This window comes from Pseudomonas sp. Pme6b (assembly GCF_058129925.1).
Genome location: NZ_CM176704.1, coordinates 248,956 through 275,496 on the forward strand (window position 1 = coordinate 248,956; position 26,541 = coordinate 275,496).

The window sequence follows — 26,541 nt, forward strand, 5'->3', positions numbered from 1 at the left end:
AATGGCGATCAATGACTGCCGGAATGACCGAAGCCGCCAGCGCCACGCTGACTTTCGTCGAACGCTTCAACCAGCTCGAAATGCGCCTGCACCACAGGCACCAACACCAGTTGCGCAATACGCTCGCCCACCGCGATGTTGAATGCAGTCTGGCCACGGTTCCAGCACGACACCATCAATTCTCCCTGATAATCGGAGTCGATCAGACCCACCAGGTTACCCAGCACGATGCCATGTTTGTGACCCAGGCCGGAGCGCGGCAGGATCAACGCGGCCAGGCCCGGATCGCCGATGTAAATCGACAGGCCGGTAGGGATCAGCAGGGTCTGGCCGGGCTCGAGGACGGTATCCTCCTTGAGCATGGCACGCAGGTCCAGGCCTGCCGAGCCAACAGTGGCGTAGGCCGGGAGTGGAAATTCGTTGCCAATGCGAGTGTCGAGGATCTTGGCTTGTAGAGCGTGCATTCGTAGTTAAACCTGATTCATGCGGTCGGCGATAAAAGTGACCAGCTGGCGAGCGATCTTGGCCTTGCTGGTCTGGGCGAAAAGTGTTGCGTGCAACCCTCGGTCAATCACGCTGCAGGCGTTTTCCTCGCTGTTGAAGCCGATGCTCGGGTTGGCGACATCGTTGGCGACAATCAGGTCGAGGTTCTTGTCCTTGAGCTTGCGGGCAGCGTAGTCGAGCAGGTGTTCGGTCTCGGCGGCGAAACCGACGCTGAAAGGGCGATCCGGGCGGGTTGCGATGGTCGCCAGAATATCCGGATTGCGGACCATCTGCAGCAGCAAGCCGTCACCGTTTGAAGGATCTTTCTTCAATTTGTGCGGGGCGACAACTTCCGGACGGTAGTCAGCCACCGCTGCCGAGGCGATGAACAGGTCACAGGGGATGGCAGCCTCGCACGCCGCCAGCATGTCGCGGGCACTGACCACATCGATGCGCGAGACGCGATCCGGCGTCGGCAGATTGACTGGCCCGGTGATCAGCGTGACGCGCGCACCGGCTTCCACAGCCGCTTCGGCCAGGGCAAAGCCCATTTTTCCGGAGCTGTGGTTGGTGATGTAGCGCACCGGATCGATGTTTTCCTGGGTCGGGCCAGCGGTGATCAGCACATGCTTGCCGGTCAGGCTCAGGCGCTGGAAACAGTCCGCTGCGCACTGGGCCAGATCGTCGGCCTCCAGCATGCGACCGAAGCCGACATCGCCGCAGGCCTGACTGCCGGACGCTGGCCCAAACACACGAAAGTCACGCTCTTCAAGCTGCCTGGTATTGGCTTGCACTGAGGCGTCACGCCACATTGCCTGATTCATCGCCGGTGCGATGGCGACGGTGGCATCGGTTGCCAGCACGATGGTGGTCAGCAAGTCGTTGGCGATGCCTTGCGCCAGGCGCGCGATCAGGTCGGCGGTGGCCGGAGCGATCAGGATCAGGTCGGCCCATTTGGCCAGTTCGATATGGCCCATCGCGGCCTCTGCGGCCGGGTCGAGAAGGTCCAGGTGCACAGGGTGCCCGGACAGGGCCTGCATGGTCAGCGGCGTAATGAACTCTGCTCCGCCTTTGGTCATGACGACACGCACTTCTGCGCCCTGATCGCGCAGGCGGCGGACCAGCTCGGCGCTCTTGTAGGCCGCGATGCCGCCGCCGACGCCAAGAACGATGCGTTTTCGATACAGCCGCTGCATAGACCTGCCTTTTTGGTCGAGTGAATACGCGACGTCCATGACGCCTCCCCAGGCCAGGCCGTCGCGCAAAAAAGATGGGCTAAGATAGCACAGCGACTGCACCGCAACAGCGGTGCCCAATCACATGGAGGTGCTATGAGTATTCGCAGTTGGCCCGCGGCCGAACGCCCGCGGGAACGCTTGTTGGAGTTGGGGGCGGGGAGCCTTTCCGACGCCGAGTTGCTGGCTATCTTTTTACGCACCGGGGTGGCCGGAAAAAGCGCCGTAGACCTTGCCCGTCATCTTCTGAATCAATTCGACGGGCTCAGATCATTACTGGATGCTGACCTGTCCACGTTTACCTCCCAACTCGGGCTGGGGCCTGCCAAATTTGCTCAGTTGCAGGCTGTCATGGAGATGGCGCGCCGGCACATGGCCGAGTCCTTGCGCCGTGACTCAGCGCTGGAAAACCCCACTCAGGTGCGCAACTACCTGAAGGCTCAGCTCAGACATGAACAGCATGAAGTTTTCGCCTGCCTGTTTCTGGACAACAAGCACCGGGTCATGACCTTCGAGATACTGTTTCGCGGGACGATCAACGCCTCCTATGTGCATCCGCGCCAGGTGGTGAAACGAGCGATGGCTCACAACGCCGCCAGCCTGATCCTCTGCCACAACCATCCTTCCGGCATCACCACGCCCAGCCGTTCCGACATTGACCTGACCAAGCGCCTCAAGGAAGCACTGATGCTGGTGGATGTTCATGTGCTGGACCACGTGATCGTGGGCGACGGCGAGCCACTGTCGATGGTTGAGCGCGGGTTGATGTAGCGCTCACGCGGAGCGATAGGGCGGGATTCGGCTTATCGTTCCCGCGCTCTGCGTGGTAATGCCGTTCTGGACGCTCTGCGTCCGGTCTTGAGGTGGGGCGTGCCAATGCAGGGCATTGGCACGCCAGTTACGCAGACAGGCCTAGGTCTGACGACTTACTTGACCTGCACCTTGTAGAAATCCTGCCTGCCAAACGGGCTGACCTGATAACCCGTGACGTCCTTGCGTACCAAGGCTGCTGCGGTCGGGTGGGCGAGGGGTATCCACAGTGCCTGCTGTTGGACCTGCTGCTGCGCCTGATGGTACAGCTTGCTGCGTTCGCCCTGATCGCTGACGGACTTACCATCGGTGATGAGCTTGTCCAGCGTCTTGTCGCAATAACGGGCGAAATTGGTGCCCGACTGCACGGCTGCACACGAGAACTGCGGGGTCAGGAAGTTATCCGGGTCGCCATTGTCGCCCGCCCAGCCCATGAACAGCAGGTCATGCTCGCCAGCCTTGGCGCGGCGAATCAGTTCGCCCCACTCAATGATCTTGATCTCGGCATCAATGCCGACCTGCTTCAAGTCAGCCTGCAACAATTGAGCGCCCAGGCTTGGGTTGGGGTTAAGCAGGCTGCCGGAAGGCCGGGTCCAGATAGTGGTCTTGAAACCATCCTTCAGACCGGCTTTGGCCAGTAAAGTCTTGGCCTTGGCGACATCGTGCTGATAGCCGGGCAGGTCTTTGGCGTAGCTCCAGGTGTTGGGCGGATAAGGGCCATTGGCTTTTTCAGCGGTGCCTTCGAACACGGCTTTCAGGTAATTGTCCTTGTCGAACGCCAGGTTGATGGCCTGGCGAACTTCCGGCTTGTCGAACGGCGGGTGCTGGCTGTTGATCGCGACAAACGCGGTCATGAACGCTTCAGTCTTCTCGACCTTGAGCGAGTCGTCCTTGCTGGCTGCCTGAATATCCAGAGGCTTGTGCGAGAGCGCTATCTGGCATTCGTCCTGACGGATTTTCTGCAGGCGCACATTGGCGTCCGGCGTGATGGCATACACCAGCGTGTCGATATCAGACTTGCCGGCGAAGTAATCGTCGAACGCCTCATAGCGCACCGCGGCGTCTTTCTGGAAGCGCTTGAACACGAACGGCCCGGTGCCGATCGGCTGGCTGTTGAGTTTTTCCGGCGTGCCCGCCTTCAACAGCTGCGCGGTATATTCGGCTGAATAGATCGAGGCGAAACCCATGCTCAGCGTGGCCAGGAAGGTCGAGTCCGCATGGTTGAGCGTAAAGCGCACGGTGTGTGCATTGGGCGCTTCGATACTCTTGATCAGCGCGGGCAACTGCATGGATTGCGCATGCGGAAAACCGCTCTGGGCGATCTTGTGCCACGGGTTCTGCGGGTCGAGCATGCGCTGGAAGCTGAACAGCACGTCATCCGCATTTAGCTCGCGAGTCGGCTTGAAATAGTCAGTGGTGTGGAATTTCACTCCGGCGCGCAGCTTGAAGTCGTAAGTCAGGCCGTCTTTGGACACGGTCCAGCTTTCTGCCAGACTCGGCACCAGCTTGCCGCTCTGGGCATCGAAGTCCACCAGACGGTTCATCAGCACGTCGGCCGATGCGTTGGTGGTGGTCAGGGAGTTGTACTGCACAACGTCGAAGCCTTCGGGACTGGCTTCGGTGCAGACCACAAGGTTCGATGCCTGGGCGGCAATCGGAAGCAGCAACGGAACAAGCAAAAAAGGGAGTGCAGCTAGGCGCATGGCGTTATTTCCTGTTCAGAAAGGGCCCCATCTGCCGGCGCAGTCTGGTGAGGGACTAACCCTAGACCATGTACTGGCGTAGAACAATCGTTACGGTGCGACGAGCGGTCGATTTGCCTGTGCCCCCGCATTGCTTGAGCATACCGCCGCGCAGAGCGGATTCATTCGGGTCAAAGTGCTTTGCCTGTTGTTGCGTCCAAGGGTTTCTGGTATAAAGCAGCGCTCTTTTCTAGGGGCCCGGTTCCTTCACTGTAGGTGTAGCCGGTAAGACCCTTAAAGAAACGCGGCGCCTGGCGCCAAATGACTGAGAGATTAAGCGGCCAACCCATGCCGGGTTGGGCATGTGGTTTTAGAGGGCTGAGGCATGTCGAGAGTATGTCAAGTTACCGGTAAGGGTCCGGTGACTGGGAATAACATTTCCCACGCAAACAACAAAACCCGTCGTCGTTTCCTGCCAAATCTGCAGCATCACCGCTTCTGGGTTGAAGGCGAGAAGCGTTTTGTTCGTCTGCGCGTATCTGCTAAAGGCATGCGTATCATCGACAAGCGTGGCATTGAAGTTGTGCTCGCTGAACTGCGTCGCGACGGCAAAATTTAAGGGAGAGAATCATGCGTGAATTGATCCGTTTGGTGTCGAGCGCTGGTACAGGCCATTTCTACACCACCGACAAGAACAAACGTACTACCCCGGATAAAATCGAAATCAAAAAATTCGATCCGGTTGTACGCAAGCACGTGATCTACAAAGAAGGCAAAATCAAGTAATTGATTCTGTCGGCTACAAAAAAACCCGCCTCGGCGGGTTTTTTTGTGTCTGCGCTCCTGGCATAGCTGCAAGGGCAGTACTTATTTATCCGCAGCGGCTTCAAACACCACATAAATCTTGCGGCATGTTTCCAGCACCTCCCAAGTGCCCTTGAAGCCGGCCGGAATCACGAAACGGTCGCCTGCGCGCAGGGTTTTCGCGTTGCCCTGCTCGTCGCGCAGGACTGAAACACCCTGCACAATCTCGCAATACTCATGCTCCGAGTAACTCACCTGCCACTGCCCGGGCTCGCCATTCCAGACCCCCGCGCTCATCTGTCCGCAGGGGCTGTTGTAGTGGTTGTAGAGGGTTTGTGCCGGATCGCCCTTAAAGACCTTTTCCGGTGCAGGGCGATAGTGCTCGGCGGCGGTGCTGGCTTCACTGAAGTCGACGATGCTTTCGATGCTCATGATGGGCCCCTTGTCCTGAATGCGTTGAGGGTTTGACGTGCGTGCTGTGCGTTAGTGCCCCGCGCGCGCGGAGCTGTTTAATAAAATCAACAAAAAAGCGCCTTGGCGGCTATTTATGTCAAATATATTGGTTTTGTCGGGCCGCTGGTTTAGGGTAACGGCCTTCCTGAAAAATTTCAGATTGTGTCTTTAATCAACCATGACACACCCACATTCAACAAGAGGAGGACATGCAAATGACCACCCTGACTCGTGCTGACTGGGAGCAACGCGCCCAGCATTTGAAGATCGAAGGCCGTGCCTTCATTCAAGGTGAATACACCGCAGCCTCCTCCGGCGAGACGTTTGATTGCATCAGCCCGGTCGATGGCCGGATGCTTGCCAAGGTCGCCAGTTGCGACACCGCTGACGCGCAACGCGCTGTCGACAGTGCGCGCAGCGCCTTCAACTCAGGTGCCTGGTCGCGACTGGCTCCGGCCAAACGCAAGGAAACCATGATCCGTTTCGCCGGGCTGCTCAAGCAAAATGCCGAAGAGCTGGCTTTGCTTGAAACCCTGGACATGGGCAAGCCGATTGGCGACTCGTTCGGCGTCGACATTCCTGGTGCTGCCAGAGCCCTGAGCTGGAGCGGTGAGGCCATCGACAAGCTGTATGACGAGGTCGCCGCAACGCCTCATGACCAATTGGGCCTGGTGACTCGCGAGCCGGTCGGTGTCGTCGCCGCCATCGTGCCGTGGAACTTCCCGTTGATGATGGCTTGCTGGAAGCTTGGTCCTGCACTGTCCACCGGCAATTCCGTGATCCTGAAGCCGTCGGAGAAGTCTCCGCTGACCGCCATTCGTATTGCGCAGTTGGCCATCGAGGCAGGCATTCCTGCGGGCGTGCTCAACGTATTGCCGGGTTACGGTCATACCGTCGGCAAGGCGCTGGCGCTGCATATGGACGTGGATACCGTGGTGTTTACCGGTTCGAGCAAAATCGCCAGACAACTGATGATTTACGCAGGCGAGTCGAACATGAAACGCGTCTGGCTGGAAGCCGGTGGCAAAAGCCCGAATATCGTCTTTGCCGACGCGCCGGATTTGCAGGCCGCCGCCGACGCAGCTGCCAGCGCAATTGCTTTCAATCAGGGCGAAGTCTGCACTGCCGGTTCTCGGCTGCTGGTCGAGCGCTCTATCAAGGAACGCTTCCTGCCGATGGTGCTTGAGGCATTGGCCACCTGGAAGCCCGGCAATCCGCTGGACCCTGCGACCAATGTGGGCGCGCTGGTCGACACCCAGCAGATGAACACAGTGCTGTCTTACATCGAAGCCGGTCACACCGAGGGTGCCAGACTGGTTGCGGGCGGTAAGCGCATTCTGCAGGAAACCGGCGGCACTTACGTCGAACCGACCATTTTCGACGGCGTGAACAACGCCATGAAGATCGCCCAAGAGGAGATCTTCGGCCCGGTACTTTCAGTGCTGACGTTCGACAGCGACGAAGAAGCGATACAGATAGCCAACGACACGCCTTATGGCCTGGCTGCTGCCGTGTGGACCGCCAATATCTCCAGAGCACACCTGACCGCCAAGGCACTGCGCACGGGCAGCGTATGGGTCAATCAGTACGACGGCGGCGATATGACTGCCCCGTTCGGTGGCTTCAAGCAGTCAGGCAACGGTCGTGATAAATCGCTGCATGCCTTCGACAAATACACCGAGCTGAAATCCACCTGGATCAAGCTGTAAGTCAGGAGCGCGACACCTATCGTGCCGACGCTCCAGCGTCGGTACGCCGTTCTGGACGCTCCGCGTCCGGTCTTGCGTCTGCGGCGCGGCGCAGATTTGTGACGCGGAGCGTCACGCAAGGCATTCCCACGCTGGAGCGTGAGGAACGATAACCTTAACTATCGTGCGACGCTCCGCGTCCTGGCTTGCGTTAGCGGCGCGGCGCAGATTCGTGACGCAGAGCGTCACGCACGGCATTCCCACGCTGGAGCGTGAGGAACGATAACCTTAACTATCGTGCGACGCTCCGCGTCGCATGCCGTTCTGGACGCTCTGCGTCCGGTCTTGATTGCGCCGTTAGGGCAGCAGGAGCTTGATAATGCGTTGGGGTACTTATTTTGCCGTGCTGGCGTCCGTGTTGGGCGTCGGGCTGGCAATGGGCGTCAGCATGCCGCTGGTTTCATTGCGTCTGGCAGGCTGGGGCTACGGCTCGTTTGCCATTGGCATCATGGCGGCGATGCCTGCGGTGGGTGTGCTGGTGGGTGCGGCGCTGGCCAGTCGTCTCGCCGCGCGCTTCGGTACCGCCAAGCTGATGCGCCTGTGCCTGTGGGGCGGCGCCGTTTCGGTCGGCGCACTGGCGCTGCTGCCGTATTACGGAGTCTGGCTGGTCTTGCGTCTGGCGCTCGGGGTGATTCTGACCATCGTCTTCGTGCTGGGTGAAAGCTGGATCAACCAACTGGTGATCGAGCGTCTGCGCGGACGGCTGGTAGCGCTGTATGGCAGCACTTACGCCTTGAGCCAACTGGCTGGCCCGCTGTTACTGGGCGTTATCGGCACTCAGGCCGACTACGGCTTCTGGATTGGTGTGCTGCTACTGGTTGGCTCCCCATTCCTGCTGCTGGGTCGCACGGGGGCGCCATCGACCGAATCCTGCAACGTGACCTTCACTGATCTGGCGGGCTTCTGTCGCGGCATGCCCGCTATCGCCTGGGCGGTGGCGCTGTTCGCTGCATTCGAAGCCTTGATCCTCACGCTGCTGCCGCTCTACTGCATACGCCACGGGTTCACCCCGGAAATCGCCCTGATCATGGTCAGTGTGGTGGTGATAGGTGACGCGTTACTGCAGCTGCCGATCGGCATGCTCGCTGATCGCATCTCGCGCCGCGCAATGTTTACCGGATGCGCCGTTTTGTTGCTGGCGTCCAGTCTGCTGGTGCCGTTACTGATCGATACCGTTCTGATCTGGCCGCTCTGGACAGTGTTCGGCGCCAGTGCTGGGGGGTTGTTTACCCTGTCGCTGATCCTGATCGGCGAGCGTTACCGAGATGATTCACTGGTCCGCGCCAATGCGCATGTCGCTCAACTGTGGGGCATCGGGTGTCTGATCGGGCCCCTGATAGCGGGCGCGGGAAGTCAGTGGGTCAGCGGTGAGGCCTTGCCGCTGCTGATGGCGGCAGGTGCCTTTGGCCTGCTGATTCTGATCAGGCGACGTGGAGCGTTCGGGGTTGCCCAGGCTGCGCCCGCCTAAAGCATTCTTTCTAGGCCAATGGCACGGCTCATCCATGCGTTGAAACGTCGCCACCAGTCACCGGGTTCGGTGTGCAGCGTGTGGATCTGGCCATTGTCTTCGCTCACCCACACCACTTTGCCATCCTCCAGCTTCGCCTGGTAAGTGAGCGACGGAGCCATGCCTTGCAGCGTCAGCTCGCGCAGCTCTTCGGCCAGTTGCGGACTGTCGACCAGCACGCCGACTTCGGTGTTCCACAGCACAGAACGCGGGTCGAAATTGAATGAGCCGACAAAGACTTTCTGCCGATCGAAGATCATCGCCTTGCTGTGCAGGCTTGATTCCGAACTGACCAACGAGCTGCTTTTCTTGAACAAGTGCGGACCGCTGCCGCGCATGGTTTCGGTATCGCCAGGCTGGCGGCGCAGTTCGAACAGCTTCACGCCATGCTCCAGCAGCGCCTTGCGGTAAGGCGCGTAGCCGCCATGCACGGCAGGCACGTCGGTGGCTTCCAGTGAATTGGTCAACAGGCTGACGTTGACACCGGCATCGGCACGGCCGGTCAGGTACAGCAAACCTTCCTGACCCGGTACAAAGTACGCCGAAATCAGCATCAGTTCCTTGCGAGTGTTCAGCAGCTCGGGGGCCAGTTGCGTAGTCAGTAGCAGGTGCGGATCCGGATCTCCCTGCGCCAGTACCTTGGTCGGCGCGTCCCACAATGCCTGGTTGTGCGCCCAGACCAGCTCGTTGAGCCAGGTCTTCATGCATGGCTGAGTCTTGTAGGCCATCAATCGCTCATACAGAGCCTTGTGTTGCTGATGCGCCTGCTCCAGTGAATCGTCCAGTCGCTGCCGCGCCTGGGCCAGATCCTCACCGTCGGGCAGGAAGTACATGAACGCATCGATGGGCTTGCTGAGCGTGCTGTTCCAGTATTGATCGAAGCTCTGGCCGAGCTGTTCGGCGACCGGTCCCACGCTTAGCATGTCGATATCGGTGAAGTTCAGGTTCGGCTCGGCGTCGAAGTATTCATCGCCCAGATTGCGCCCGCCAACGATGGCCACACTGCTGTCGGCCAGCCACAGTTTGTTGTGCATGCGCCGGTGCTGACGCGACAGGTTCATCAAACGCCCCAGGCTGCGCGTGATGCCGGTCTCGCGCCCCAGATTTTGCGGGTTGAACAGGCGAATCTGAATGTTCGGGTGCGCGGCGAGGGTGGCGATGGCCTGATCCAGCCCGTCGCTGGTGGTGTCGTCCAGCAGGATGCGCACCCGCACGCCACGGTCTGCCGCTTTGAGCAGTTCGTCGATCAGAGCGCGCGTGCTCAGGCCGTCATGGACGATGTAATACTGCAGGTCGAGGCTGCTTTTGGCGTTACGGATCAGTTCGGCGCGCGCCTTGAATGCATCGCTGCTGTCGGGCAGCAGGCGAAAGCCGGAACGCCCGTCGTGGGGCATCGCCATGGCTTGAATAGAGCGGCCGAAAGCAGAACTTGATGGCGGCATGGCCTGGCTCGGCTCGCTGGCAAGTTGCTGATGTGCGCAACCGCTGACGCACAGTGCAACCAGCAGGCAAAAGGGCAAGGCCCATGAGTTATTCAAATTGATCTTCCGCGTCTGTACATGGCTCGACTTGGCGTTATGACCCGAAAAACCGGGAAAGATTTGCCTGTGTCAGTCAGTTTGCGCATTCAGTAGTGCAATTGTCTCGCCCACGGTACGCACAGCGTTCTCGATTTCGCGGCTCGGTTTAGACGCGAAGTTCATGCGCATGCAGTTACGGTACTTGCCCGAGGCGGAAAAAATACTGCCCACCGCGATCTGTACACCCTTGCTCAGCAGGGCGCGGTTCAGACGCAACGTGTCGAAGCCTTCGGCCAGTTCCACCCACAGCATGAAACCGCCTTGCGGGCGGCTGGCGCGGGTGCCTTCGGGAAAGTAGCGCATCACCCAGTCGATCATCTGGTCGCGACTGCGCTGGTATTGGGTTCTCATGCGCCGCACATGCGGCTCGTAATGGCCGCCTTCGATGAAGTCGGCGATGGCCAACTGTGGCTGCGGTGCAGTCGAGCCAGTGCCGATGTATTTCATGTGCAGCACCTGCTCCAGATACCGCCCCGGCGCTACCCAGCCAATTCGCAGGCCGGGTGCCAGGGTCTTGGAAAACGAGCTGCACAGCAGGACACGACCGTCTTCATCGAAGGATTTGATGGTGCGCGGGCGAGGGTAGTTGTAAGCAAGATCGCCATACACATCGTCCTCGATGATCGCCACATCGAAACGTTGCGCCAGCGTCAGCAACGCACGTTTGCGGGCTTCGGGCATGACGTAACCCAGCGGGTTGTTGCAATTGGGCGTCAGCTGAATGACCTTGATCGGCCATTGCTCAAGGGCCAGTTCCAGCGCCTCGAGGCTAATGCCGGTCAATGGGTCGGTGGGAATTTCGAGGGCCTTCATGCCCACACCCTTGAGCGTCTGCATGGCGCCGAAGAAACTGGGCGAGTCCACCGCAACGATGTCACCCGGCGAGCAAATGGCCCGGACACTCGCTGACAGCGCTTCATGGCAGCCATTGGTGACGATCAGGTCATTGGCGGTCAGGTTGCAGCCCGAGTCGAGCATCAGTCGGGCGATTTGCTCACGCAGCCTGCGAACGCCGTAGATGTTGTCGTAATACAGCCCCGGCATGTCTTGGTGGCGACTCAACTGACTCAACGCACGCATCAACGGTTTCAGGGTAGGGCTGGTGACATCGGGCATGCCGCGTCCCAGTTGCGTGACCGCTTCGAGAGGTGCCACCCGAATCAGGTCCAGCACCTGATCCCATTGAGAGATATCCACAGGCCGCTGGACGGGTCGCCCGACAGCAGGCAGTGCAGGTGCCGCTCGACTGACCGATACGAAATAGCCGGATTTGGGTTTCGGCGCTGCCAGGCCGTTGTCCTCCAGCACCCTATACGCTTGCTGCACGGTGCTCAGGCTGACGCCATGTTCGACACTTAACGCACGCACCGATGGCAGGCGGTCGCCGGGGCGGTAGAAGCCGTTTTCGATCCGCGAGCCGAGCAGTTCGGCGAGGTTGACGTAAAGCGTCATGACGTACTCTCAGGCTGGTGAGCGTGGTATAGCAATACAGATTGGTCAAAAATATAGCATTCAGTGCTGTTTTCGTCTCATCTGTATGGAAAATATAACCTGTTTTTGAATCTGTAATGGTTTGGCCGTTCGTTTCATCATAGACCCACACCCACCCAGGATGAGGGAAACGGAAATGAACGGGTTCAGCGATGTACGCCTTGCGCTTCACAGCCAGGAATTGAATGACTATCGGCCAACTGCGGTCAGAACGGTCCGCTCAAACAAGGCCGATCTATTGGCCGGCATGGGTCGTTGGGCGCTGTATCGTCACCGCTGGACCTCTCGCCGCACTTTGCTGGAGCTGACGGACGATCAGCTGCGCGACATCGGGCTGGATTTCCAGCAGGCGCGGGTCGAAGCGATGAAACCGTTCTGGAGGTCCTGAGCCGTTCAGCGCAGCTCTTTGAGTCGGTGCCAGAGCATGCCCAATGCCAGTAACGGCGAGCGCAAGTGTTTACCGCCCGGAAAGGTCATGTGTGGCACTTTGGCGAATAGCTCGAAGCCATCGCTGTGTTGCCCGGCGATGGCTTCGGCTAGCAAGCGACCTGCAAGGTGTGTCGCGTTCAGACCATGCCCCGAATAAGCCTGCGCATAAAAAACGTTGGGGTGCTGCTTGAGCTGGCCAATTTGCGGCAGGCGATTGGCACCTATGCCGATCATCCCACCCCACTGGTAATCGATCTTCACTGAAGCCAGTTGCGCAAACACATCGAGCATCTTCGGCCGCATGTAAGCGGCGATGTCCCGTGGGTCGCGGCCCGAATAGTGACAGGCGCCCCCGAACAGCAAACGCCGATCCGCTGACAGCCGGTAGTAATCTACAGTCACGCGCTGATCACAGACCGCCATGTCCTGCGGCAACACTTCCCGGGCCTGAGCCTCGCTCAAGGGTTCGGTCGCGATGATGTAACTGCCCGCGGGCAATACCTTGCCGCTTATTTCCGGATTCAGATCGTTGAGGTAGGCATTGCAGCCCAGCACCAGAGTTTTCGCCAGCACCGCCCCCTGAGCCGTATGCACTTTGACCTGCGGGCCGTAGTCGATTCTCGTCACTGCAGAATGTTCGAACAACCGAACGCCCAATGACTGCGCTACGGCAGCTTCTCCCAAAGCCAGATTCAACGGGTGCAGATGTCCGGAACCCATGTCGATCAAACCGCCGACGTAACGGTCGGAGCCTACGACACTGCGCATCTGATCGGCTTGCAGCAACTTAAGCTCATGACGGTAACCCAGGCTGCGCAGTTCATCGGCATCTTCGGCAAGGCTGTGCAGGTCGCGCGGCTTGTTGGCCAGGTCGCAATAACCCCATTTCAGGTCGCAATCGATAGCGTGCCGCTCGATGCGCTGACGCACGATATCGACCGCCTCGATGCCCAGCAGCTTCAGCTGCCGCACACCCTCGCTGCCGATGACATTGGCGAACTGCTCGACACCGTGGCCGACCCCGCGAATCAGCTGGCCGCCATTGCGTCCGCTGGCACCCCAGCCAATCCTGCGTGCCTCAAGCAACGCGACACTCAGCCCGCGCTCGGCCAGCTCGATGGCAGTGTTGAGGCCGGAAAATCCGCCGCCCACCACGCACACATCAACCTTCACCTCGCCTTGCAGCGCAGGGTGATCCGGTTGCGGATGGCTGCTGGCGGCGTAGTAGGAGGCAACATGCTGGTCGTCGTGAAGAGTCGGGTGCTGAACGCGGGCGTTCATGAGCGGGTCCTGTCGGTGGCGGTTTGCGTGTGGGGAGGATAAGCCGCTGTCATGAGCCTGCCAACTGGGGCAAAATCAGCGCATTGTGTAGGAATGGTTGATTCAATGAGCTGCAACCGTCAGAAAATAAGTGATCTGCGCCGCCAGATTCCCTCGTTCGAGTGTGTGCCTGGCTGCCACGACTGCTGCGGCCCGGTTACCACGTCGCCCGAAGAAATGTCGCGCCTGCCGCGCAAGACTGCCGCCGAACAGGACGCCGCGCTCGATGAGCTCAATTGCGTGCACCTTGGCCCACAGGGCTGCACCGTGTATGACGAACGCCCGTTGATCTGCCGTCTGTTTGGCACCACCGAAAGCCTGCCATGCCCGAATGGCCGTCGCCCGGTCGAACTGATTCACCCGCGGGTAGAGAAGCAGATACACGAATATATGGCTTCCACCCGACAAGTGCTGGTCTAGCGCAATCAGTCGGCAATCGGCAGGTTCAGGCTCTCTTTCACTTCTTCCATCACGATATAGCTCTTGGACTCACGCACGTGCGGCAGCTTGAGCAGGATATCGCCCAGCAGTTTGCGGTAGGACGCCATCTCGGAAATGCGCGCCTTGACCAGATAGTCAAAGTCGCCTGATACCAAGTGGCACTCCAGCACATGCGGAAGCTTCAACACGGCACGGCGGAACTCCTCGAAGGTGTCGCCAGACTTGTAGTCCAGACTGATTTCCACAAACACCAGCAGGCTGGCCTTCAGGCTTTGCGGATTCAGGCGGGCGTTGTAGCCCATGATGATGCCCTCGCGTTCCAGCCTGCGAACCCGCTCGGTACACGGAGTGGTCGAGAGGCCGACGCGCTCGCCCAGTTCGGTAAACGAGATACGCCCATCTGCCTGGAGGATGCGCAGGATATTGCGGTCGATCTTGTCCAGTTCACGATTTGACTGGTGTTGAGTGCGCATGGGTTATTTCCCCTCTACCAAAGCGTTTATCGCCGGGAATAAACGCCAAATATAGATGTTTATACAGTGAGAAGCACTGCCCATTGCTCAATATACTGCGCACATTCTTGCTTAAAACTTCAAAACGTCAGCGGATATCCGCGATGAGGTCATCTACATGCGCGTTCTGGTCCTTGGAAGTGGTGTCATCGGTACAACCAGTGCTTATTATCTGGCGCGTGCCGGTTTTCAGGTGACCGTGGTAGACCGCCAGCCAGCCGCCGCCATGGAGACCAGCTTTGCCAATGCCGGCCAGGTCTCGCCAGGCTATGCCTCGCCATGGGCCGCGCCGGGTGTTCCGCTGAAGGCGATCAAGTGGTTGCTGCAGCGCCACGCGCCATTGGCGATCAAGGCCACGGCAGATATAGATCAATACCTGTGGATGGCGCAAATGCTGCGCAACTGCACCGCCAGCCGCTATGTCGTGAATAAAGAGCGCATGGTGCGCCTGTCCGAATACAGCCGTGATTGCCTGGATGAACTGCGCCTGGAAACAGGTATTGCCTACGAAGGGCGCAGCCTGGGTACTACTCAGCTGTTCCGCACTCAGGCGCAACTGGACAACGCCGCCAAGGATATTGCCGTGCTTGAGCAGTCCGGTGTTCCGTACGAGCTGCTCGATCGCGACGGCATCGCCCGTGTCGAGCCCGCGCTAGCCGGTGTGACCGGCATTCTCAGCGGTGCGCTGCGTTTGCCCAATGACCAGACCGGCGATTGCCAGTTGTTCACCACGCGCCTTGCAGAAATGGCCGTAGAGCTGGGTGTCGAGTTCCGCTACGGACAGAACATCGAGCGCCTCGACCACGCTGGCGACCGCATCAATGGTGTGTGGATCGACGGTAAGCTGGAAACAGCCGACCGCTACGTGCTGGCGCTGGGCAGCTATTCTCCGCAACTGCTCAAACCGCTGGGTATCAAGGCTCCGGTTTACCCGCTGAAGGGCTATTCGCTGACGGTGCCGATCACTGACCCGGCCATGGCTCCGACCTCGACCATTCTCGATGAAACCTACAAGGTCGCCATCACCCGCTTCGACAACCGCATCCGGGTCGGCGGCATGGCGGAAATCGCCGGTTTCGACCTGTCGCTCAACCCTCGTCGACGCGAAACACTGGAGATGATCGTCGGTGACCTCTATCCTCAGGGTGGCGACCTGAGCCAGGCCAGTTTCTGGACCGGGTTGCGTCCGACCACTCCCGATGGCACACCGATTGTGGGTGCAACACCGTTCCGTAACCTGTTCCTCAATACCGGCCATGGCACATTGGGCTGGACGATGGCGTGTGGTTCCGGTCGCTTGCTGGCAGACCTCATTGCCCGCAAGACACCCTGTATCAGTGCCGAAGGCCTCGATATCTCTCGTTACGGCAACACTCAGGAGAATGCACAGCATGTCAATCCAGCGCCAGCTCACCAATGAGCGCATGAGTCAGGTCGTTGTCCACAACGGCACCGTCTATCTGTCGGGCCAGGTCGGCGATGACATGACTGCAGGTGTCGAGCAACAGACCCGCGAGGTTCTGAACAGTATCGAGCGCTTGCTCGACCTGGCCGGTACTGACAAGACTCGCATTCTGTCGGTCACGATCTATCTGAAAGACATCGATGCTCATTTTGCCGGCATGAACAGCGTCTGGGACAAATGGCTGCCCAAGGGTGTCGCGCCTGCGCGTGCAACCGTCGAGGCCAAGTTGTGCGAGCCGGAAATCCTCGTCGAACTGTCGGTTGTCGCCGCGCTGCCTTGAGTCTGCTGTCTTTATACTGTTGTGCCCGACGCATCTCTGCGTCGGGGTTTTTCTGACCCTTTTCACCCTTCAGGCAAGAAACGTCATCATGCGTCCAGCCCGCGCCTTAATTGATCTTCAGGCACTGCGTCACAACTACCAACTGGCTCGTGAAAACAGCGGCGGCAAAGCGCTCGCGGTGATCAAGGCCGATGCCTATGGTCACGGTGCGGTACGTGTTGCCCAGGCACTGGAAGCCCAGGCCGACGGTTTCGCAGTGGCCTGCATCGAAGAAGCGCTCGAGCTACGCGCGGCAGGCATCCACGCACCTGTTCTGCTGCTTGAAGGTTTTTTCGAAGCCGATGAACTGGCGCTGATTGTCGAGCACGACTTCTGGACGGTCGTGCATTCGACCTGGCAGCTGGAGGCCATCGAACAGGCGCAGCTTGCCAAACCTTTAACGGTCTGGCTCAAGATTGACACGGGCATGCACCGCGTCGGCCTGTACCCGCATGAATATCAGGCCGCCTATCAACGCCTGCTGGTAACCGGCAAAGTGGCCAGAATCGTCCTGATGAGCCACTTCGCCCGCGCCGATGAACTGAACAGTGGATGCAGTGATGAACAGTTCGCTGTATTCGAGAGCTTTCGCAAAGGCCTGGTTGCAGAAACCAGCCTGAAAAACTCCCCGGCCGTTCTGGGCTGGCCGCATATTCCAAGCGACTGGTCGCGCCCCGGCATCATGCTCTACGGTGCCACGCCGTTTGGTCAGGCGCACCCGCTGGCTGACCGCCTGCAACCGGTCATGACCCTTGAATCGAAGATCATCAGTGTGCGTGAGCTGCCTGCCGGTGAAGCCGTGGGCTATGGCGCGACGTTTGTCTGTGATCGGCCATTACGTATTGGCGTGGTGGCGATGGGGTACGCCGACGGCTACCCGCGTCATGCGCCGACCGGCACGCCTGTGCAGATCGACGGTCAGCCCTCCCGGCTGCTCGGGCGAGTGTCCATGGACATGCTTTGCGTAGACTTGACCGGCGTTCCGCAGGCCGGGCTTGGCAGCCGGGTCGAGTTATGGGGCAAGCACGTGCTCGCCAGTGAAGTGGCCACACGGGCAGAAACGATTCCCTACGAAATCTTCTGCAATCTGCGTCGCGTTCCGCGTATCTATTCCCAAGACTGATCGAGCTCCTGTCCGTCAGGCCGCTGTATGTCTGGTGTCTGTCGAAGTGTTGTAAATATTGAACGCTGTTGCCATGATGGCGTTCATCTCGACTAGACCTGACAAAACCTGGGGGAATATCGCATTGGACGTGGGTGAACGACTGCAATCGATCCGCAAGCTCAAGGGCCTGTCCCAGCGTGAACTCGCCAAGCGCGCAGGCGTGACCAACAGCACCATCTCCATGATCGAAAAAAACAGCGTAAGCCCTTCGATCAGCTCGCTGCGCAAAGTGCTCGGCGGCATTCCCATGTCCATGGTCGAGTTTTTCTCGGAAGAAACCGTTCCGGAAAACGCAGCGCAGGTGGTGTACAAGGCCAGCGAGTTGATTGATATCTCGGACGGTGCCGTGACCATGAAGCTGGTCGGCAAGTCGCACCAGGGCCGTGCCATCGCCTTTCTTACCGAAACCTACCCGCCGGGTGCCGATACCGGTGAAGAAATGCTCGTCCACGACGGTGAAGAAACCGGAATCCTCGTCGAGGGGCGACTGGAGCTGGTGGTGGGTCTCGACACCTACGTACTGGAAGCCGGGGACAGCTATTATTTTGAAAGCACCCGGCCGCATCGCTTCCGCAACCCGTTCGACGTACCGGCACGATTGATCAGTGCGGCAACGCCAGCCAATTTCTGACCCGCCCCTTTCAGTGAGTGACGCGTGAAGCTGACCCGGAAGATTCTGAGCACCGCAGGCGTTCTGACGTTATGGGCGTTCAATGTGCAAGCCGCCGATACCGCCCGAGCCCCTGACGACATCATCGCCGCCCATTGCGTCGCGTGTCACAGCGTCGGCCTGCTCAACGCGCCGAAAACCGGTGACACGGCCGCCTGGGAAGAACGGGCCAGACAAAAAGGCGGCCTTGACGGCCTGCTGGCCAGCACCATCAAAGGCATTGGCATCATGCCGCCGAAAGGCACCTGCGGCGATTGCACTGACGACGAACTGAAGAGCGCTATCCAGAGCATGTCCGGGTTGAAGTGACGTGCACTCCGTTCTCACGCTGGAGCGTGGGAACGATAGTTGCGCAGCGAGCATGCAGCAATTTCAGATTGCCACCGGTCCAAGCTGCACCAATAACAATTCAGGAGAGCTGGGATGCCGTATTCCTGTTCCATCGAGCACGCTGTCGATCACGTTCTGGCGCAATTGCCCGAGCATATTCACCTCGGCATGCCGCTCGGGCTGGGTAAGCCCAATCGGTTCGTCAATGCGCTGTACCAGCGCATCAGCCAGTTGCCCGAGCGACGGCTGACGATCTACACCGCGCTGACACTCGGGCGGCCAACGCCGGGAGAGGGTTTGCAGGCGCGGTTTCTGGAACCGTTTCTGGAGCGGGTCTTCGGTGACTATCCGGAACTGGAGTTTCTAGCCGCGCTGCGTCGCGACAAACTTCCACACAACATTCGCGTGCAGCAATTCTTCATGCAGCCGGGCAGCCTGCTGAACAGCGAGTCAGCCCAGCAAGACTACGTCAGCAGCAATTACAGTCATGCCGCCCGCGATATCAATGCCAACGGCCTGAATCTGGTCGCGCAACTGGTGTCCCGTGACGATCAGTACCCGGGCAAGCTGAGCCTGAGTTGCAACCCTGATGTGACCCTCGACCTGCTGCCCATGATCGCCAAACGCCGCGCTGCCGGAGAAACCATCCTCATGCTGGGTCAGGTCCACGCCGACCTGCCTTACATGCCGGGCGACTCGGAGCTGGATGTCGATGCGTTTGACCTGCTGATCAACGAAGATGAGCGCAGTACGCTGTTTTCCACCCCGAACATGCCGGTGGGTTATCAAGACCATTTGATTGGTCTGCATGCCAGTACACTGGTGCGCGACGGCGGCACGCTACAGATCGGCATCGGCTCGATGGGCGATGCGCTGACCGGCGCACTGCTGGCCAGGCAAGCCGACAATGAAACCTGGCGCAGTCTGCTGGCCGAGTTGAACATGAGTAACTGGCAGACCCTGATCGACCGCGAAGGCGGCGTTCAGCCGTTCGCCAGCGGCCTTTACGGTTGCAGCGAAATGTTCGTTAACGGCCTGCTGGTACTGGCCGATGCCGGCATCGTGCGACGCAAGGTGTACGCCAACGTAGAGCTGCAACGGCTGGCCAACCTGGGCACGCTGGATGAAGACGCCCATCCTGATGGCGTGGTGGTGCACGGTGGTTTTTTCCTCGGCCCGCGCAGTTTCTATGAGCGATTGCGCGAGCTGCCCGCCGAGCGACTGGCGCAGTTCAACATGACTGCCATCAGCTATATCAACGAGCTTTACGGTCAGGAAGAACTCAAACGCCTGCAACGCCGCGATGCGCGCTTCATCAACAGTGCGTTCACCGTCACCCTGATGGGCGCAGCCGTGGCCGATCAATTGGAAGATGGCCGAGTGCTCAGCGGTGTGGGTGGCCAATACAACTTTGTGGCGCAGGCTCATGCCCTGGAGGGCGCTCGTTCGATCCTGATGCTGCGCAGCTGGCGTGAGTCAGGTGGCGAGGTCAGCTCCAATATCGTCTGGCAGTACGGCCACACCACGATCCCCCGGCACCTGCGCGATATTGTCGTGACCGAATACGGCATTGCCGATCTGCGCGGTCAGACCGACGCCACGGTGATCGAGCGCATCCTCAACATCACTGACTCGCGCTTTCAGCCCGGCTTGATCGAGCAGGCGCAAAAGGCCGGAAAGCTGCCCAAGGAATTCCGCCTTGATCCACGCTTCACAGAAAACACCCCGAAACGCCTCAAGGACACGGCATCGCGCTATCCGTCGCTGTTTACTGAATACCCGCTGGGATGCGATTTTACAGGTGAAGAGCGCGACCTGATGCGTGCGTTGAACTGGCTGAAGAGCAAGCTCAAACTCACCGAAATCCTCGAGTTGGGCAAGGCCACTCTGGACGCTCCCGACCCCGAAGCCTTCCCGGAGCACTTGCAACGAATGCAACTCGACCAGCCTCAGGGCTTGCGCGAAGAGTTGTATCAGCGACTGCTGCTGGCCGGGCTGCACCACACCAGCGGGACCAGCGGACTGACGGGCCAGAGCACGGAGACTGATCGTTAACAGTCGCTACATCGCAGCCTTACGGGTATTGCGCCCCACTGGGCCGGAGCGTTCTTCGATGGCGTATTGCAGCGGTTTGCGCAAGCCCATCAGGAACGCCAGCTCCGCAATCACGAACAGCGGGCCGATGATCAGGCCAGTCACGTCATCGATAAACGCCGGTTTGCGCCCTTCGTAGTAATGGCCGATGAACTGGATGATCCAGCCGATCACAAAGAGCCCGACGCCCGCGCTCAGCCAAACCATGGTCTTCTGTTGCGCAAGGTTGGCCCCGGCCCAGATGCACAGTGCCAGCAGCACTGCCATGACCACGCCCAGCGGACGGTCCAGGCGCAGATAGAAAATCGTCGAACCCAGGGCTAGCAGGGCCGCAGGCGAAACCCACACGCCGCTTACAGTCCAGCCCGGACGCGACAGAAGTACCGCCACGGCCAGTACAATCAATGGAATGCCCACGAAGTGCGTCACGATATTGCGTGAATCACGGTGATACGCAGCGTATTGGCTGAGATGATCGACAAGGGTTTTCATTATTATTCCTGCCTGAGACGATGATCGGTTTGAGCCAGGGTTGTTGTACAACACGCATGCCTGAAATAAAAGGGAGCAAAAATGACAAATGGAGTGTCGTGGCGGTCACGACTGCTATCCGATTACTGGTTTTCTCATTTACCTGCCGGTTTGCAGGATAGCCTGCTGGACGCTGCTCGCCAGCAGCGCAGGACGCCTGGCAGGACGCTGTTCGAGAAAGGCGATCTGCCTTGCGGTCTTTATGTGTTGCTGGAGGGCTGTGTGCGTATCGGCGCTGCCCATGAGCAGCGGCTTTCGGGTGTGGAGCCGATGCGTGCGCCTATGTGGTTTGGCGAAGTCTCGCTGTTCGACGGGTTGCCGCGCCGTTTCGAGGTCTGCTCACTGGAGCAAAGTATCTTTCTGCATGTCCCTCAGCAATTTCTGCTCGAGTTGCTCGACAGGCACCCGGAATATTGGCGCTGGTTTGCCGCGTTACTCAGCCAGAAAATCGGTTTGCCGCTGCAGAACCCCGAGAAAATGCGCCGACTGCCTCCCAGAGCGAGGGTCGCATGGCGTCTGTTGATGCTCAGTGAGGGTTATGGTCCGTTGAGCCATGCACGCCGCCTGATTGTGCTGGAGGACATTCAGGCCGTGGAGTGCCTCGCGCTATCCCCGCCGGCCTTGCTGGAAGTGCTTCAGGATCTGCATGAACGCAAGATCGTGCGCCTGGGAGAAGGGCAGCTGGAAGTGTTCGATGTGGACAAGCTGCGCAGGGTTGCGAACTTTTCCAAAGCCAGGACCGTTTGTTGATCAGGCTGTCAGCCAGAAACATCCGGTAACGGCTCCACTGCCTCTTCGATTGAGATAGCAAATGGGATTCACTACCATTTCGCCTCATTTGCGAACGCGAGATACCCCCGATGCAGGCAAGCAAGCGTCTTCTGGCTGCTCTGACACTGACTTTACTGGGCAGTACCGCTCAGGCTGCTGATGAAGTGGTGGTCTATTCGTCCCGGATCGACGAGTTGATCAAGCCGGTGTTCGATGCATATACGGCCAAGACCGGGGTGAAGATAAAGTTCATCACCGACAAGGAAGCGCCATTGATGCAGCGCATCAAGGCCGAGGGCGAGAATGCCACTGCCGACCTGTTGCTGACGGTCGATGCCGGTAACCTCTGGCAAGCCGAACAGATGGGCATTCTGCAGCCATTCACCTCACCGGTGATAGAAGCCAACATTCCGCCGCAATACCGCTCATCCACTCACGGCTGGACCGGCCTGAGCCTTCGCGCACGAACCATCGCCTACTCCACTGACCGGGTGAAACCTGTCGAGCTGACCACGTATGAAGCGCTGGCCGACAAGAACTGGGAAGGGCGCCTGTGCCTGCGCACCGCGAAGAAGGTCTACAACCAGTCGCTGACCGCTACATTGATCGAAACCCATGGCGCCGAAGCGTCCGAGAAAATCCTCAAGGGCTGGGTGAACAACCTGTCCACCGATGTTTTTTCCGACGACATCGCAGTGCTTGAGGCGATCAACGCCGGGCAGTGCGACGTGGGCATCGTCAATTCCTACTATTACGGTCGCCTGCACAAGGAAAAACCTGACCTGGCGGTGAAGCTGTTCTGGCCGAATCAGGCGGACCGGGGTGTAAACGTAAACCTGTCGGGTATCGGCCTGACCAAGTACGCACCGCACCCTGAGGCTGCCAAGGCGCTGGTCGAGTGGATGACCGGTCCCGATGCACAGAAGATCTTCTCAAGCGTCAATCAGGAGTTCCCGGCCAACCCGAACGTGGCGCCGTCAGAAGAAGTGGCGAGCTGGGGCCGGTTCAAGGCCGACACCATTCCGGTCGAAGTGGCAGGCAAGCGTCAGGCAGAAGCGATCCGCATGATGGATCGCGCGGGCTGGAATTGATTTAATACCCAGTGCCTGGCTCTCGTTGATACGCTTCGCGCTAATTACACAAATCTTGAATAGCCCGAAAAGCGTGGCTTTCAGGCTTCTGCCCGCAGGGCGTAGGAGCGGACTTGTCCGCGAAAGGGCCGGTACATTCTCAGAAAATGCACTATCTGAACTGACGGCTTCGCGGACAAGTCCGCTCCTACGGCTTTCAGCCAGAATCAGAAGCAGACCTGTGCGCACGCTCTGCTTACCCTCTTGAACCCCCTCATTTCGAGAACCTCCGTGGCCCATCCTGTCCAACGCCGCTGGTACCCACTGGTCTTCGCCATCGCTGCGCTGGTGTTATTGCCGCTGAGCGTGCTGCTGCTGTCGTGGGAGACCATTGACCAACAGATATGGTCACACCTGCTGGAAACCCAGATGTCCCGTCTGCTGGGTAACACGTTGATTCTGGTGCTGGGTGTCGGTGTGGGTGTAACGCTGCTGGGGGTGAGTCTGGCGTGGCTGACCAGCCTGTGTGAGTTTCCCGGGCGGCGCTGGCTGGACTGGGCGTTGATGCTGCCGTTCGCAATCCCTGCCTACGTACTGGCGTTTGTATTTGTCGGGCTGCTGGATTTTTCCGGCCCGGTGCAAACCCTGATGCGTGAATGGTTCGGCTCCGGCCTGCGCCTGCCTCGGGTGCGCTCCACCGGTGGGGTGATCATCGTGCTGGTGCTGGTCTTCTATCCCTATGTCTACCTGTTGGCGCGCACGGCGTTTCTGGCGCAGGGCAAGGGGCTGATGGAAGCTGCACGAGTGTTGGGCAACACGCCCTTGCAGGCGTTCTGGCGTGTGGCGCTGCCAATGGCGCGTCCAGCCATCGGTGCGGGCGTAGCTTTGGCGCTGATGGAGACCCTGGCCGATTTCGGTGCGGTATCAGTGTTCAATTTCGACACGTTCACCACCGCCATCTACAAGACCTGGTACGGCTTCTTCAGCCTGTCCAGCGCCGCGCAACTGGCCAGCCTGCTGCTGTTGGCAGTCCTGGTGCTGCTGTATGGCGAACGTCGTGCCCGCGGTGCAAGCCGACCGACCAATGAACGGCCGCGTGGCGCTGCGCTTTATCCGCTTAGCGGTATCAAGGCCTGGGGAGCCAGTTTATGGTGCGGGCTGGTTTTTCTCTGTGCCTTCGTCGTGCCGGTGCTGCAATTGATTGTCTGGGTCTGGCAGCGCGGCCGATTCGACCTCGACGAGCGCTATACCGGCCTGATTTTGCACACGCTCTATCTGGGCGGTATGGCGGCGTTGATCACTGTCAGCGTGGCGCTGATTCTGGCCTTCGCGCGGCGCATGGCACCCACACCTGCGATCCGCTCTGGCGTCAGCCTCGCCAACCTGGGTTACGCGCTGCCGGGTTCGGTACTGGCCGTTTCAATCATGCTGGCGTTCAGTTATCTGGACCGTGAGCTGGTCGTTCCGCTTTCCGGCTGGCTGGGCGGTGCAGGCAAGCCGTTGTTGCTGGGCAGCCTTTCGGCGCTGCTGCTGGCTTACCTTGTACGTTTCATCGCGGTCGCCTTCGGCCCGCTGGAGCACAGCCTGTCGCGTATCCGTCCCTCATTGCCTGAAGCCGCACGCAGTCTGGGGGTCAGCGGACCAAAGTTGTTTCTCAACGTGTATCTGCCGCTTTTGGTTCCGGGAGCCTTGAGTGCTGGGTTGCTGGTGTTCGTCGATGTACTCAAAGAGATGCCTGCGACCCTGCTGATGCGCCCGTTTGGCTGGGATACGCTGGCGGTACGCGTGTTTGAAATGACCAGCGAGGGTGAGTGGGCACGAGCGGCATTGCCAGCTTTGTCGCTGGTGCTTGTAGGATTATTACCCGTCATCGGGTTGATTCGTCGCTCTGCCCGTCAGATTGGCTAGGTGCGGGCCCTTCACCTTGCCGCTACAATGCGCCGCAATTGGTGCGGTCTGTCAGAAAATTCGGCCAGCTGTAAGTGCTGCAAACTCCGGTTTATTGGGGGCTTGCCGATCTTTTCTGCCCGCACCTTCGCCACGCCCGGAAGGAGAAACCCATGGGACAGCGTACCCCCCTGTTCGACCTGCACCTCGCCCTTGGCGCGAAAATGGTCGATTTTGGTGGCTGGGACATGCCGTTGCATTACGGATCGCAGGTCGAGGAACACCATCAGGTGCGTCGCGACTGTGGGGTCTTCGATGTCTCACACATGAACGTGATCGATGTGGTTGGCCGTCAAGCCAGAACCTGGCTGCGTTACCTGCTGGCCAACGATGTGGAAAAACTGAAGACCCCGGGTCGAGCCTTGTACAGCGCCATGCTGGACGAAAGAGGCGGGGTCATCGATGACATGATCGTCTACCTCACGCCCGAAGGTTATCGGCTGGTGGTCAATGCCGCGACCGGGGTCAAGGATCTAGCCTGGATGCAGTCGCAGCTGGGCGACTTCGATGTACAACTGATCGCGCGCAGCGAAATGGCGATGCTCGCGATTCAGGGGCCAAAGGCCAGAACCCGTATCGCCGAGCTGGTTTCAAGCGCCCGCGCCGAACTGATCCACCAGCTCAAGCCGTTTGAAGGTCTTGATGATGGCGACTGGTTCATCGCGCGCACCGGTTATACCGGTGAAGACGGCCTGGAAATCATGCTGCCTGCCGAAGAGGCCCAGCGTTTTTTCAATGAACTGGTCGGCGCGGGTATCTCCCCGATCGGTCTGGGCGCTCGCGATACGTTGCGCCTGGAGGCAGGCATGAACCTGTACGGTCAGGACATCGGCGAGCATGTTTCGCCGCTGGCATCGAATATGGCCTGGAGCATTGCCTGGGAACCTGCCGACCGTGATTTTATCGGTCGCGAGGCGCTGGAGAGCGAACGGGCTGAAGGAACCGCCTTCAAACTCGTGGGATTGGTGCTCGAAGAGCGCGGCGTTTTACGGGCGCATCAGGTGGTACGTGTCGCAGAAATTGGCGAAGGAGAGATCACCAGTGGTAGTTTCTCTCCTACGCTGAGCAAATCCATTGCTCTGGCGCGCGTTCCGATGGCAACCGCTGACCGGGCCGAGGTGGAAATCCGCGGCAAGTGGTATCCGGTGAGGGTGGTGCAGCCAGCGTTTGTGCGCCACGGCAAGGCCCTGATTTAACCTATGGCGGGTTTTCCGCTGACCCGATGTTGAGGATGACTAAATGAGCAATATTCCCGCCGAGCTGCGTTTCGCCGAAAGTCATGAATGGGCACGTGTTGAAGCAGATGGCACCGTGACCGTCGGCATCTCGGACCACGCACAGGAAGCGCTGGGCGATGTGGTCTTCGTCGAGCTGCCGGAAATCGGCAAAGTGTTTGCTGCCGCTGACACCGCTGGTGTTGTGGAGTCGGTCAAGGCTGCTTCGGATATCTACTCGCCGGTTGCTGGCGAGGTGATCGAAGTCAACGCAGCGCTGGGCGATTCGCCCGAGTCGCTCAACAGTGATCCGTACGACGCCTGGATCTTCAAGCTCAAGCCAACTGCCGCTGAAGCCGCGATCTGGCCAAATTGCTGGATGCTGCAGGTTACAAAAGCGCGATCGGCGAATAACCAATCGCCGGACAAAAAAATGCCGCTCATCGAGCGGCATTTTTTATGCGCAGTAT

At 59.4% G+C, this 26,541-nt stretch carries 26 protein-coding genes and 1 pseudogene; 18 read left to right on the top strand and 9 right to left on the bottom strand.

All coding sequences use genetic code 11. The annotated features are described in order from the left end of the window. Nucleotides 1-8 precede the first annotated feature (8 nt). Nucleotides 9-464 (bottom strand): dUTP diphosphatase, encoded by a 456-nt coding sequence (gene dut, locus AC4ANE_RS01165; protein WP_002551510.1) that lies wholly within the window; start codon nucleotides 462-464, stop codon nucleotides 9-11. Between the two features lie 6 nt (nucleotides 465-470). Then, nucleotides 471-1,679, bottom strand: coding sequence for a bifunctional phosphopantothenoylcysteine decarboxylase/phosphopantothenate--cysteine ligase CoaBC (coaBC, locus tag AC4ANE_RS01170; protein ID WP_002551511.1), 1,209 nt, complete (start codon nucleotides 1,677-1,679; stop codon nucleotides 471-473). Between the two features lie 135 nt (nucleotides 1,680-1,814). Between coaBC and radC the strand changes: the two genes are divergently transcribed. Further along, the gene (gene radC, locus AC4ANE_RS01175; RefSeq protein ID WP_002551512.1) at nucleotides 1,815-2,489 is read left to right on the top strand and encodes a RadC family protein; all 675 of its coding nucleotides are present in this window, start codon (nucleotides 1,815-1,817) and stop codon (nucleotides 2,487-2,489) included. A 155-nt stretch (nucleotides 2,490-2,644) separates the two neighbouring features. Here radC and AC4ANE_RS01180 read toward each other — a convergent pair whose 3' ends face one another. After that, a complete protein-coding gene (locus tag AC4ANE_RS01180; protein ID WP_031595926.1) occupies nucleotides 2,645-4,231 on the bottom strand; it encodes an ABC transporter substrate-binding protein in 1,587 nt (528 codons plus the stop codon). Between the two features lie 364 nt (nucleotides 4,232-4,595). On the opposite strand from AC4ANE_RS01180, the gene rpmB reads away from it, so the two are divergent. After that, complete coding sequence (gene rpmB / locus AC4ANE_RS01185) at nucleotides 4,596-4,829, top strand: 50S ribosomal protein L28 (protein ID WP_002551514.1); 234 nt, start codon at nucleotides 4,596-4,598, stop codon at nucleotides 4,827-4,829. Nucleotides 4,830-4,840: 11 nt separating this feature from the next. Further along, complete coding sequence (rpmG, locus tag AC4ANE_RS01190; protein WP_002551515.1) at nucleotides 4,841-4,996, top strand: 50S ribosomal protein L33; 156 nt, start codon at nucleotides 4,841-4,843, stop codon at nucleotides 4,994-4,996. A gap of 81 nt (nucleotides 4,997-5,077) precedes the next feature. Here the strand turns inward: rpmG and AC4ANE_RS01195 are convergent, their stop codons facing one another. After that, a complete protein-coding gene (locus tag AC4ANE_RS01195; protein ID WP_002551516.1) occupies nucleotides 5,078-5,446 on the bottom strand; it encodes a cupin domain-containing protein in 369 nt (122 codons plus the stop codon). A gap of 236 nt (nucleotides 5,447-5,682) precedes the next feature. On the opposite strand from AC4ANE_RS01195, the gene AC4ANE_RS01200 reads away from it, so the two are divergent. Next, complete coding sequence (locus AC4ANE_RS01200) at nucleotides 5,683-7,176, top strand: aldehyde dehydrogenase (protein WP_460408665.1); 1,494 nt, start codon at nucleotides 5,683-5,685, stop codon at nucleotides 7,174-7,176. Between the two features lie 358 nt (nucleotides 7,177-7,534). Beyond that, complete coding sequence (locus AC4ANE_RS01205; protein WP_002551518.1) at nucleotides 7,535-8,683, top strand: MFS transporter; 1,149 nt, start codon at nucleotides 7,535-7,537, stop codon at nucleotides 8,681-8,683. On the opposite strand, the gene AC4ANE_RS01210 is transcribed toward AC4ANE_RS01205, so the two are convergent. Both AC4ANE_RS01210 and AC4ANE_RS01215 read right to left on the bottom strand, forming a co-directional pair. After that, entirely contained in the window at nucleotides 8,680-10,260 is a 1,581-nt protein-coding gene (locus AC4ANE_RS01210; RefSeq protein ID WP_002551519.1) for a phospholipase D family protein, read from the bottom strand. The two genes, AC4ANE_RS01205 and AC4ANE_RS01210, sit on opposite strands and share 4 nt — an antisense overlap. 72 nt (nucleotides 10,261-10,332) lie before the next feature. Beyond that, nucleotides 10,333-11,754 (bottom strand): aminotransferase-like domain-containing protein, encoded by a 1,422-nt coding sequence (locus AC4ANE_RS01215; protein ID WP_002551520.1) that lies wholly within the window; start codon nucleotides 11,752-11,754, stop codon nucleotides 10,333-10,335. Nucleotides 11,755-11,929: 175 nt separating this feature from the next. Here AC4ANE_RS01215 and AC4ANE_RS01220 point away from each other — a divergent pair, with 175 nt between their 5' ends. Beyond that, on the top strand, nucleotides 11,930-12,181 hold the full coding sequence (locus tag AC4ANE_RS01220) for a DUF1127 domain-containing protein (protein ID WP_002551521.1): 252 nt from the start codon (nucleotides 11,930-11,932) through the stop codon (nucleotides 12,179-12,181). 5 nt (nucleotides 12,182-12,186) lie between these two features. On the opposite strand, the gene AC4ANE_RS01225 is transcribed toward AC4ANE_RS01220, so the two are convergent. After that, nucleotides 12,187-13,503, bottom strand: a complete 1,317-nt coding sequence (locus AC4ANE_RS01225) for an NAD(P)/FAD-dependent oxidoreductase (RefSeq protein ID WP_005744842.1) — start codon at nucleotides 13,501-13,503, stop codon at nucleotides 12,187-12,189. Between the two features lie 105 nt (nucleotides 13,504-13,608). Here AC4ANE_RS01225 and AC4ANE_RS01230 point away from each other — a divergent pair, with 105 nt between their 5' ends. Further along, on the top strand, nucleotides 13,609-13,962 hold the full coding sequence (locus AC4ANE_RS01230) for a YkgJ family cysteine cluster protein (protein WP_002551522.1): 354 nt from the start codon (nucleotides 13,609-13,611) through the stop codon (nucleotides 13,960-13,962). 5 nt (nucleotides 13,963-13,967) lie between these two features. On the opposite strand, the gene AC4ANE_RS01235 is transcribed toward AC4ANE_RS01230, so the two are convergent. After that, the gene (locus tag AC4ANE_RS01235) at nucleotides 13,968-14,456 is read right to left on the bottom strand and encodes an Lrp/AsnC ligand binding domain-containing protein (protein WP_004655323.1); all 489 of its coding nucleotides are present in this window, start codon (nucleotides 14,454-14,456) and stop codon (nucleotides 13,968-13,970) included. A 157-nt stretch (nucleotides 14,457-14,613) separates the two neighbouring features. Here AC4ANE_RS01235 and dadA point away from each other — a divergent pair, with 157 nt between their 5' ends. From dadA to AC4ANE_RS01265, 6 genes are all read left to right on the top strand, one after another. Continuing rightward, entirely contained in the window at nucleotides 14,614-15,915 is a 1,302-nt protein-coding gene (gene dadA, locus AC4ANE_RS01240; protein WP_002551524.1) for a D-amino acid dehydrogenase, read from the top strand. After that, the gene (locus AC4ANE_RS01245) at nucleotides 15,887-16,240 is read left to right on the top strand and encodes a RidA family protein (RefSeq protein WP_002551525.1); all 354 of its coding nucleotides are present in this window, start codon (nucleotides 15,887-15,889) and stop codon (nucleotides 16,238-16,240) included. Before dadA ends, AC4ANE_RS01245 begins: the two co-directional genes overlap by 29 nt. 88 nt (nucleotides 16,241-16,328) lie before the next feature. Then, nucleotides 16,329-17,402: an alanine racemase gene (gene alr / locus AC4ANE_RS01250; protein ID WP_002551526.1), complete on the top strand. Its 1,074-nt coding sequence runs from the start codon at nucleotides 16,329-16,331 to the stop codon at nucleotides 17,400-17,402. A 124-nt stretch (nucleotides 17,403-17,526) separates the two neighbouring features. Beyond that, nucleotides 17,527-18,075, top strand: a complete 549-nt coding sequence (locus tag AC4ANE_RS01255) for a cupin domain-containing protein (protein WP_004655316.1) — start codon at nucleotides 17,527-17,529, stop codon at nucleotides 18,073-18,075. Nucleotides 18,076-18,099: 24 nt separating this feature from the next. After that, nucleotides 18,100-18,423: a c-type cytochrome gene (locus AC4ANE_RS01260; RefSeq protein WP_002551527.1), complete on the top strand. Its 324-nt coding sequence runs from the start codon at nucleotides 18,100-18,102 to the stop codon at nucleotides 18,421-18,423. A gap of 114 nt (nucleotides 18,424-18,537) precedes the next feature. Then, nucleotides 18,538-20,499, top strand: coding sequence for an acetyl-CoA hydrolase/transferase C-terminal domain-containing protein (locus AC4ANE_RS01265; RefSeq protein WP_002551528.1), 1,962 nt, complete (start codon nucleotides 18,538-18,540; stop codon nucleotides 20,497-20,499). 6 nt (nucleotides 20,500-20,505) lie between these two features. Here the strand turns inward: AC4ANE_RS01265 and AC4ANE_RS01270 are convergent, their stop codons facing one another. After that, nucleotides 20,506-21,030 carry an Mpo1 family 2-hydroxy fatty acid dioxygenase gene (locus AC4ANE_RS01270; RefSeq protein WP_002551529.1) on the bottom strand — a complete coding sequence of 175 codons (525 nt, stop codon included), beginning with the start codon at nucleotides 21,028-21,030 and terminating at the stop codon, nucleotides 20,506-20,508. An 81-nt stretch (nucleotides 21,031-21,111) separates the two neighbouring features. Here AC4ANE_RS01270 and AC4ANE_RS01275 point away from each other — a divergent pair, with 81 nt between their 5' ends. From AC4ANE_RS01275 to gcvH, 5 genes and pseudogenes are all read left to right on the top strand, one after another. Continuing rightward, the gene (locus AC4ANE_RS01275; RefSeq protein ID WP_002551530.1) at nucleotides 21,112-21,819 is read left to right on the top strand and encodes a Crp/Fnr family transcriptional regulator; all 708 of its coding nucleotides are present in this window, start codon (nucleotides 21,112-21,114) and stop codon (nucleotides 21,817-21,819) included. A gap of 110 nt (nucleotides 21,820-21,929) precedes the next feature. Continuing rightward, complete coding sequence (locus tag AC4ANE_RS01280; RefSeq protein ID WP_460408667.1) at nucleotides 21,930-22,931, top strand: extracellular solute-binding protein; 1,002 nt, start codon at nucleotides 21,930-21,932, stop codon at nucleotides 22,929-22,931. Nucleotides 22,932-23,201: 270 nt separating this feature from the next. After that, nucleotides 23,202-24,818, top strand: coding sequence for an ABC transporter permease (locus AC4ANE_RS01285; RefSeq protein ID WP_031595929.1), 1,617 nt, complete (start codon nucleotides 23,202-23,204; stop codon nucleotides 24,816-24,818). Between the two features lie 152 nt (nucleotides 24,819-24,970). Beyond that, nucleotides 24,971-26,053 (top strand): glycine cleavage system aminomethyltransferase GcvT, encoded by a 1,083-nt coding sequence (gene gcvT / locus AC4ANE_RS01290; RefSeq protein ID WP_031595930.1) that lies wholly within the window; start codon nucleotides 24,971-24,973, stop codon nucleotides 26,051-26,053. A 43-nt stretch (nucleotides 26,054-26,096) separates the two neighbouring features. Next, nucleotides 26,097-26,485, top strand: a pseudogene (gcvH, locus tag AC4ANE_RS01295) (glycine cleavage system protein GcvH). Nucleotides 26,486-26,541: the final 56 nt, after the last annotated feature.

Bases quoted from the DNA above. Each gene is read 5' to 3' on its own strand.
- AC4ANE_RS01275 (WP_002551530.1), top strand. From the start codon at position 21,112: ATGACAAATGGAGTGTCGTGGCGGTCACGACTGCTATCCGATTACTGG.
- alr (WP_002551526.1), top strand. From the start codon at position 16,329: ATGCGTCCAGCCCGCGCCTTAATTGATCTTCAGGCACTGCGTCACAAC.
- AC4ANE_RS01245 (WP_002551525.1), top strand. From the start codon at position 15,887: ATGTCAATCCAGCGCCAGCTCACCAATGAGCGCATGAGTCAGGTCGTT.
- AC4ANE_RS01265 (WP_002551528.1), top strand. From the start codon at position 18,538: ATGCCGTATTCCTGTTCCATCGAGCACGCTGTCGATCACGTTCTGGCG.
- AC4ANE_RS01270 (WP_002551529.1), bottom strand. From the start codon at position 21,030: ATGAAAACCCTTGTCGATCATCTCAGCCAATACGCTGCGTATCACCGT.
- AC4ANE_RS01180 (WP_031595926.1), bottom strand. From the start codon at position 4,231: ATGCGCCTAGCTGCACTCCCTTTTTTGCTTGTTCCGTTGCTGCTTCCG.
- rpmB (WP_002551514.1), top strand. From the start codon at position 4,596: ATGTCGAGAGTATGTCAAGTTACCGGTAAGGGTCCGGTGACTGGGAAT.
- AC4ANE_RS01235 (WP_004655323.1), bottom strand. From the start codon at position 14,456: ATGCGCACTCAACACCAGTCAAATCGTGAACTGGACAAGATCGACCGC.
- dut (WP_002551510.1), bottom strand. From the start codon at position 464: ATGCACGCTCTACAAGCCAAGATCCTCGACACTCGCATTGGCAACGAA.
- AC4ANE_RS01280 (WP_460408667.1), top strand. From the start codon at position 21,930: ATGCAGGCAAGCAAGCGTCTTCTGGCTGCTCTGACACTGACTTTACTG.
- dadA (WP_002551524.1), top strand. From the start codon at position 14,614: ATGCGCGTTCTGGTCCTTGGAAGTGGTGTCATCGGTACAACCAGTGCT.
- AC4ANE_RS01220 (WP_002551521.1), top strand. From the start codon at position 11,930: ATGAACGGGTTCAGCGATGTACGCCTTGCGCTTCACAGCCAGGAATTG.
- AC4ANE_RS01195 (WP_002551516.1), bottom strand. From the start codon at position 5,446: ATGAGCATCGAAAGCATCGTCGACTTCAGTGAAGCCAGCACCGCCGCC.
- coaBC (WP_002551511.1), bottom strand. From the start codon at position 1,679: ATGCAGCGGCTGTATCGAAAACGCATCGTTCTTGGCGTCGGCGGCGGC.
- AC4ANE_RS01215 (WP_002551520.1), bottom strand. From the start codon at position 11,754: ATGACGCTTTACGTCAACCTCGCCGAACTGCTCGGCTCGCGGATCGAA.
- AC4ANE_RS01225 (WP_005744842.1), bottom strand. From the start codon at position 13,503: ATGAACGCCCGCGTTCAGCACCCGACTCTTCACGACGACCAGCATGTT.
- radC (WP_002551512.1), top strand. From the start codon at position 1,815: ATGAGTATTCGCAGTTGGCCCGCGGCCGAACGCCCGCGGGAACGCTTG.
- rpmG (WP_002551515.1), top strand. From the start codon at position 4,841: ATGCGTGAATTGATCCGTTTGGTGTCGAGCGCTGGTACAGGCCATTTC.
- gcvT (WP_031595930.1), top strand. From the start codon at position 24,971: ATGGGACAGCGTACCCCCCTGTTCGACCTGCACCTCGCCCTTGGCGCG.
- AC4ANE_RS01230 (WP_002551522.1), top strand. From the start codon at position 13,609: ATGAGCTGCAACCGTCAGAAAATAAGTGATCTGCGCCGCCAGATTCCC.
- AC4ANE_RS01200 (WP_460408665.1), top strand. From the start codon at position 5,683: ATGACCACCCTGACTCGTGCTGACTGGGAGCAACGCGCCCAGCATTTG.
- AC4ANE_RS01205 (WP_002551518.1), top strand. From the start codon at position 7,535: ATGCGTTGGGGTACTTATTTTGCCGTGCTGGCGTCCGTGTTGGGCGTC.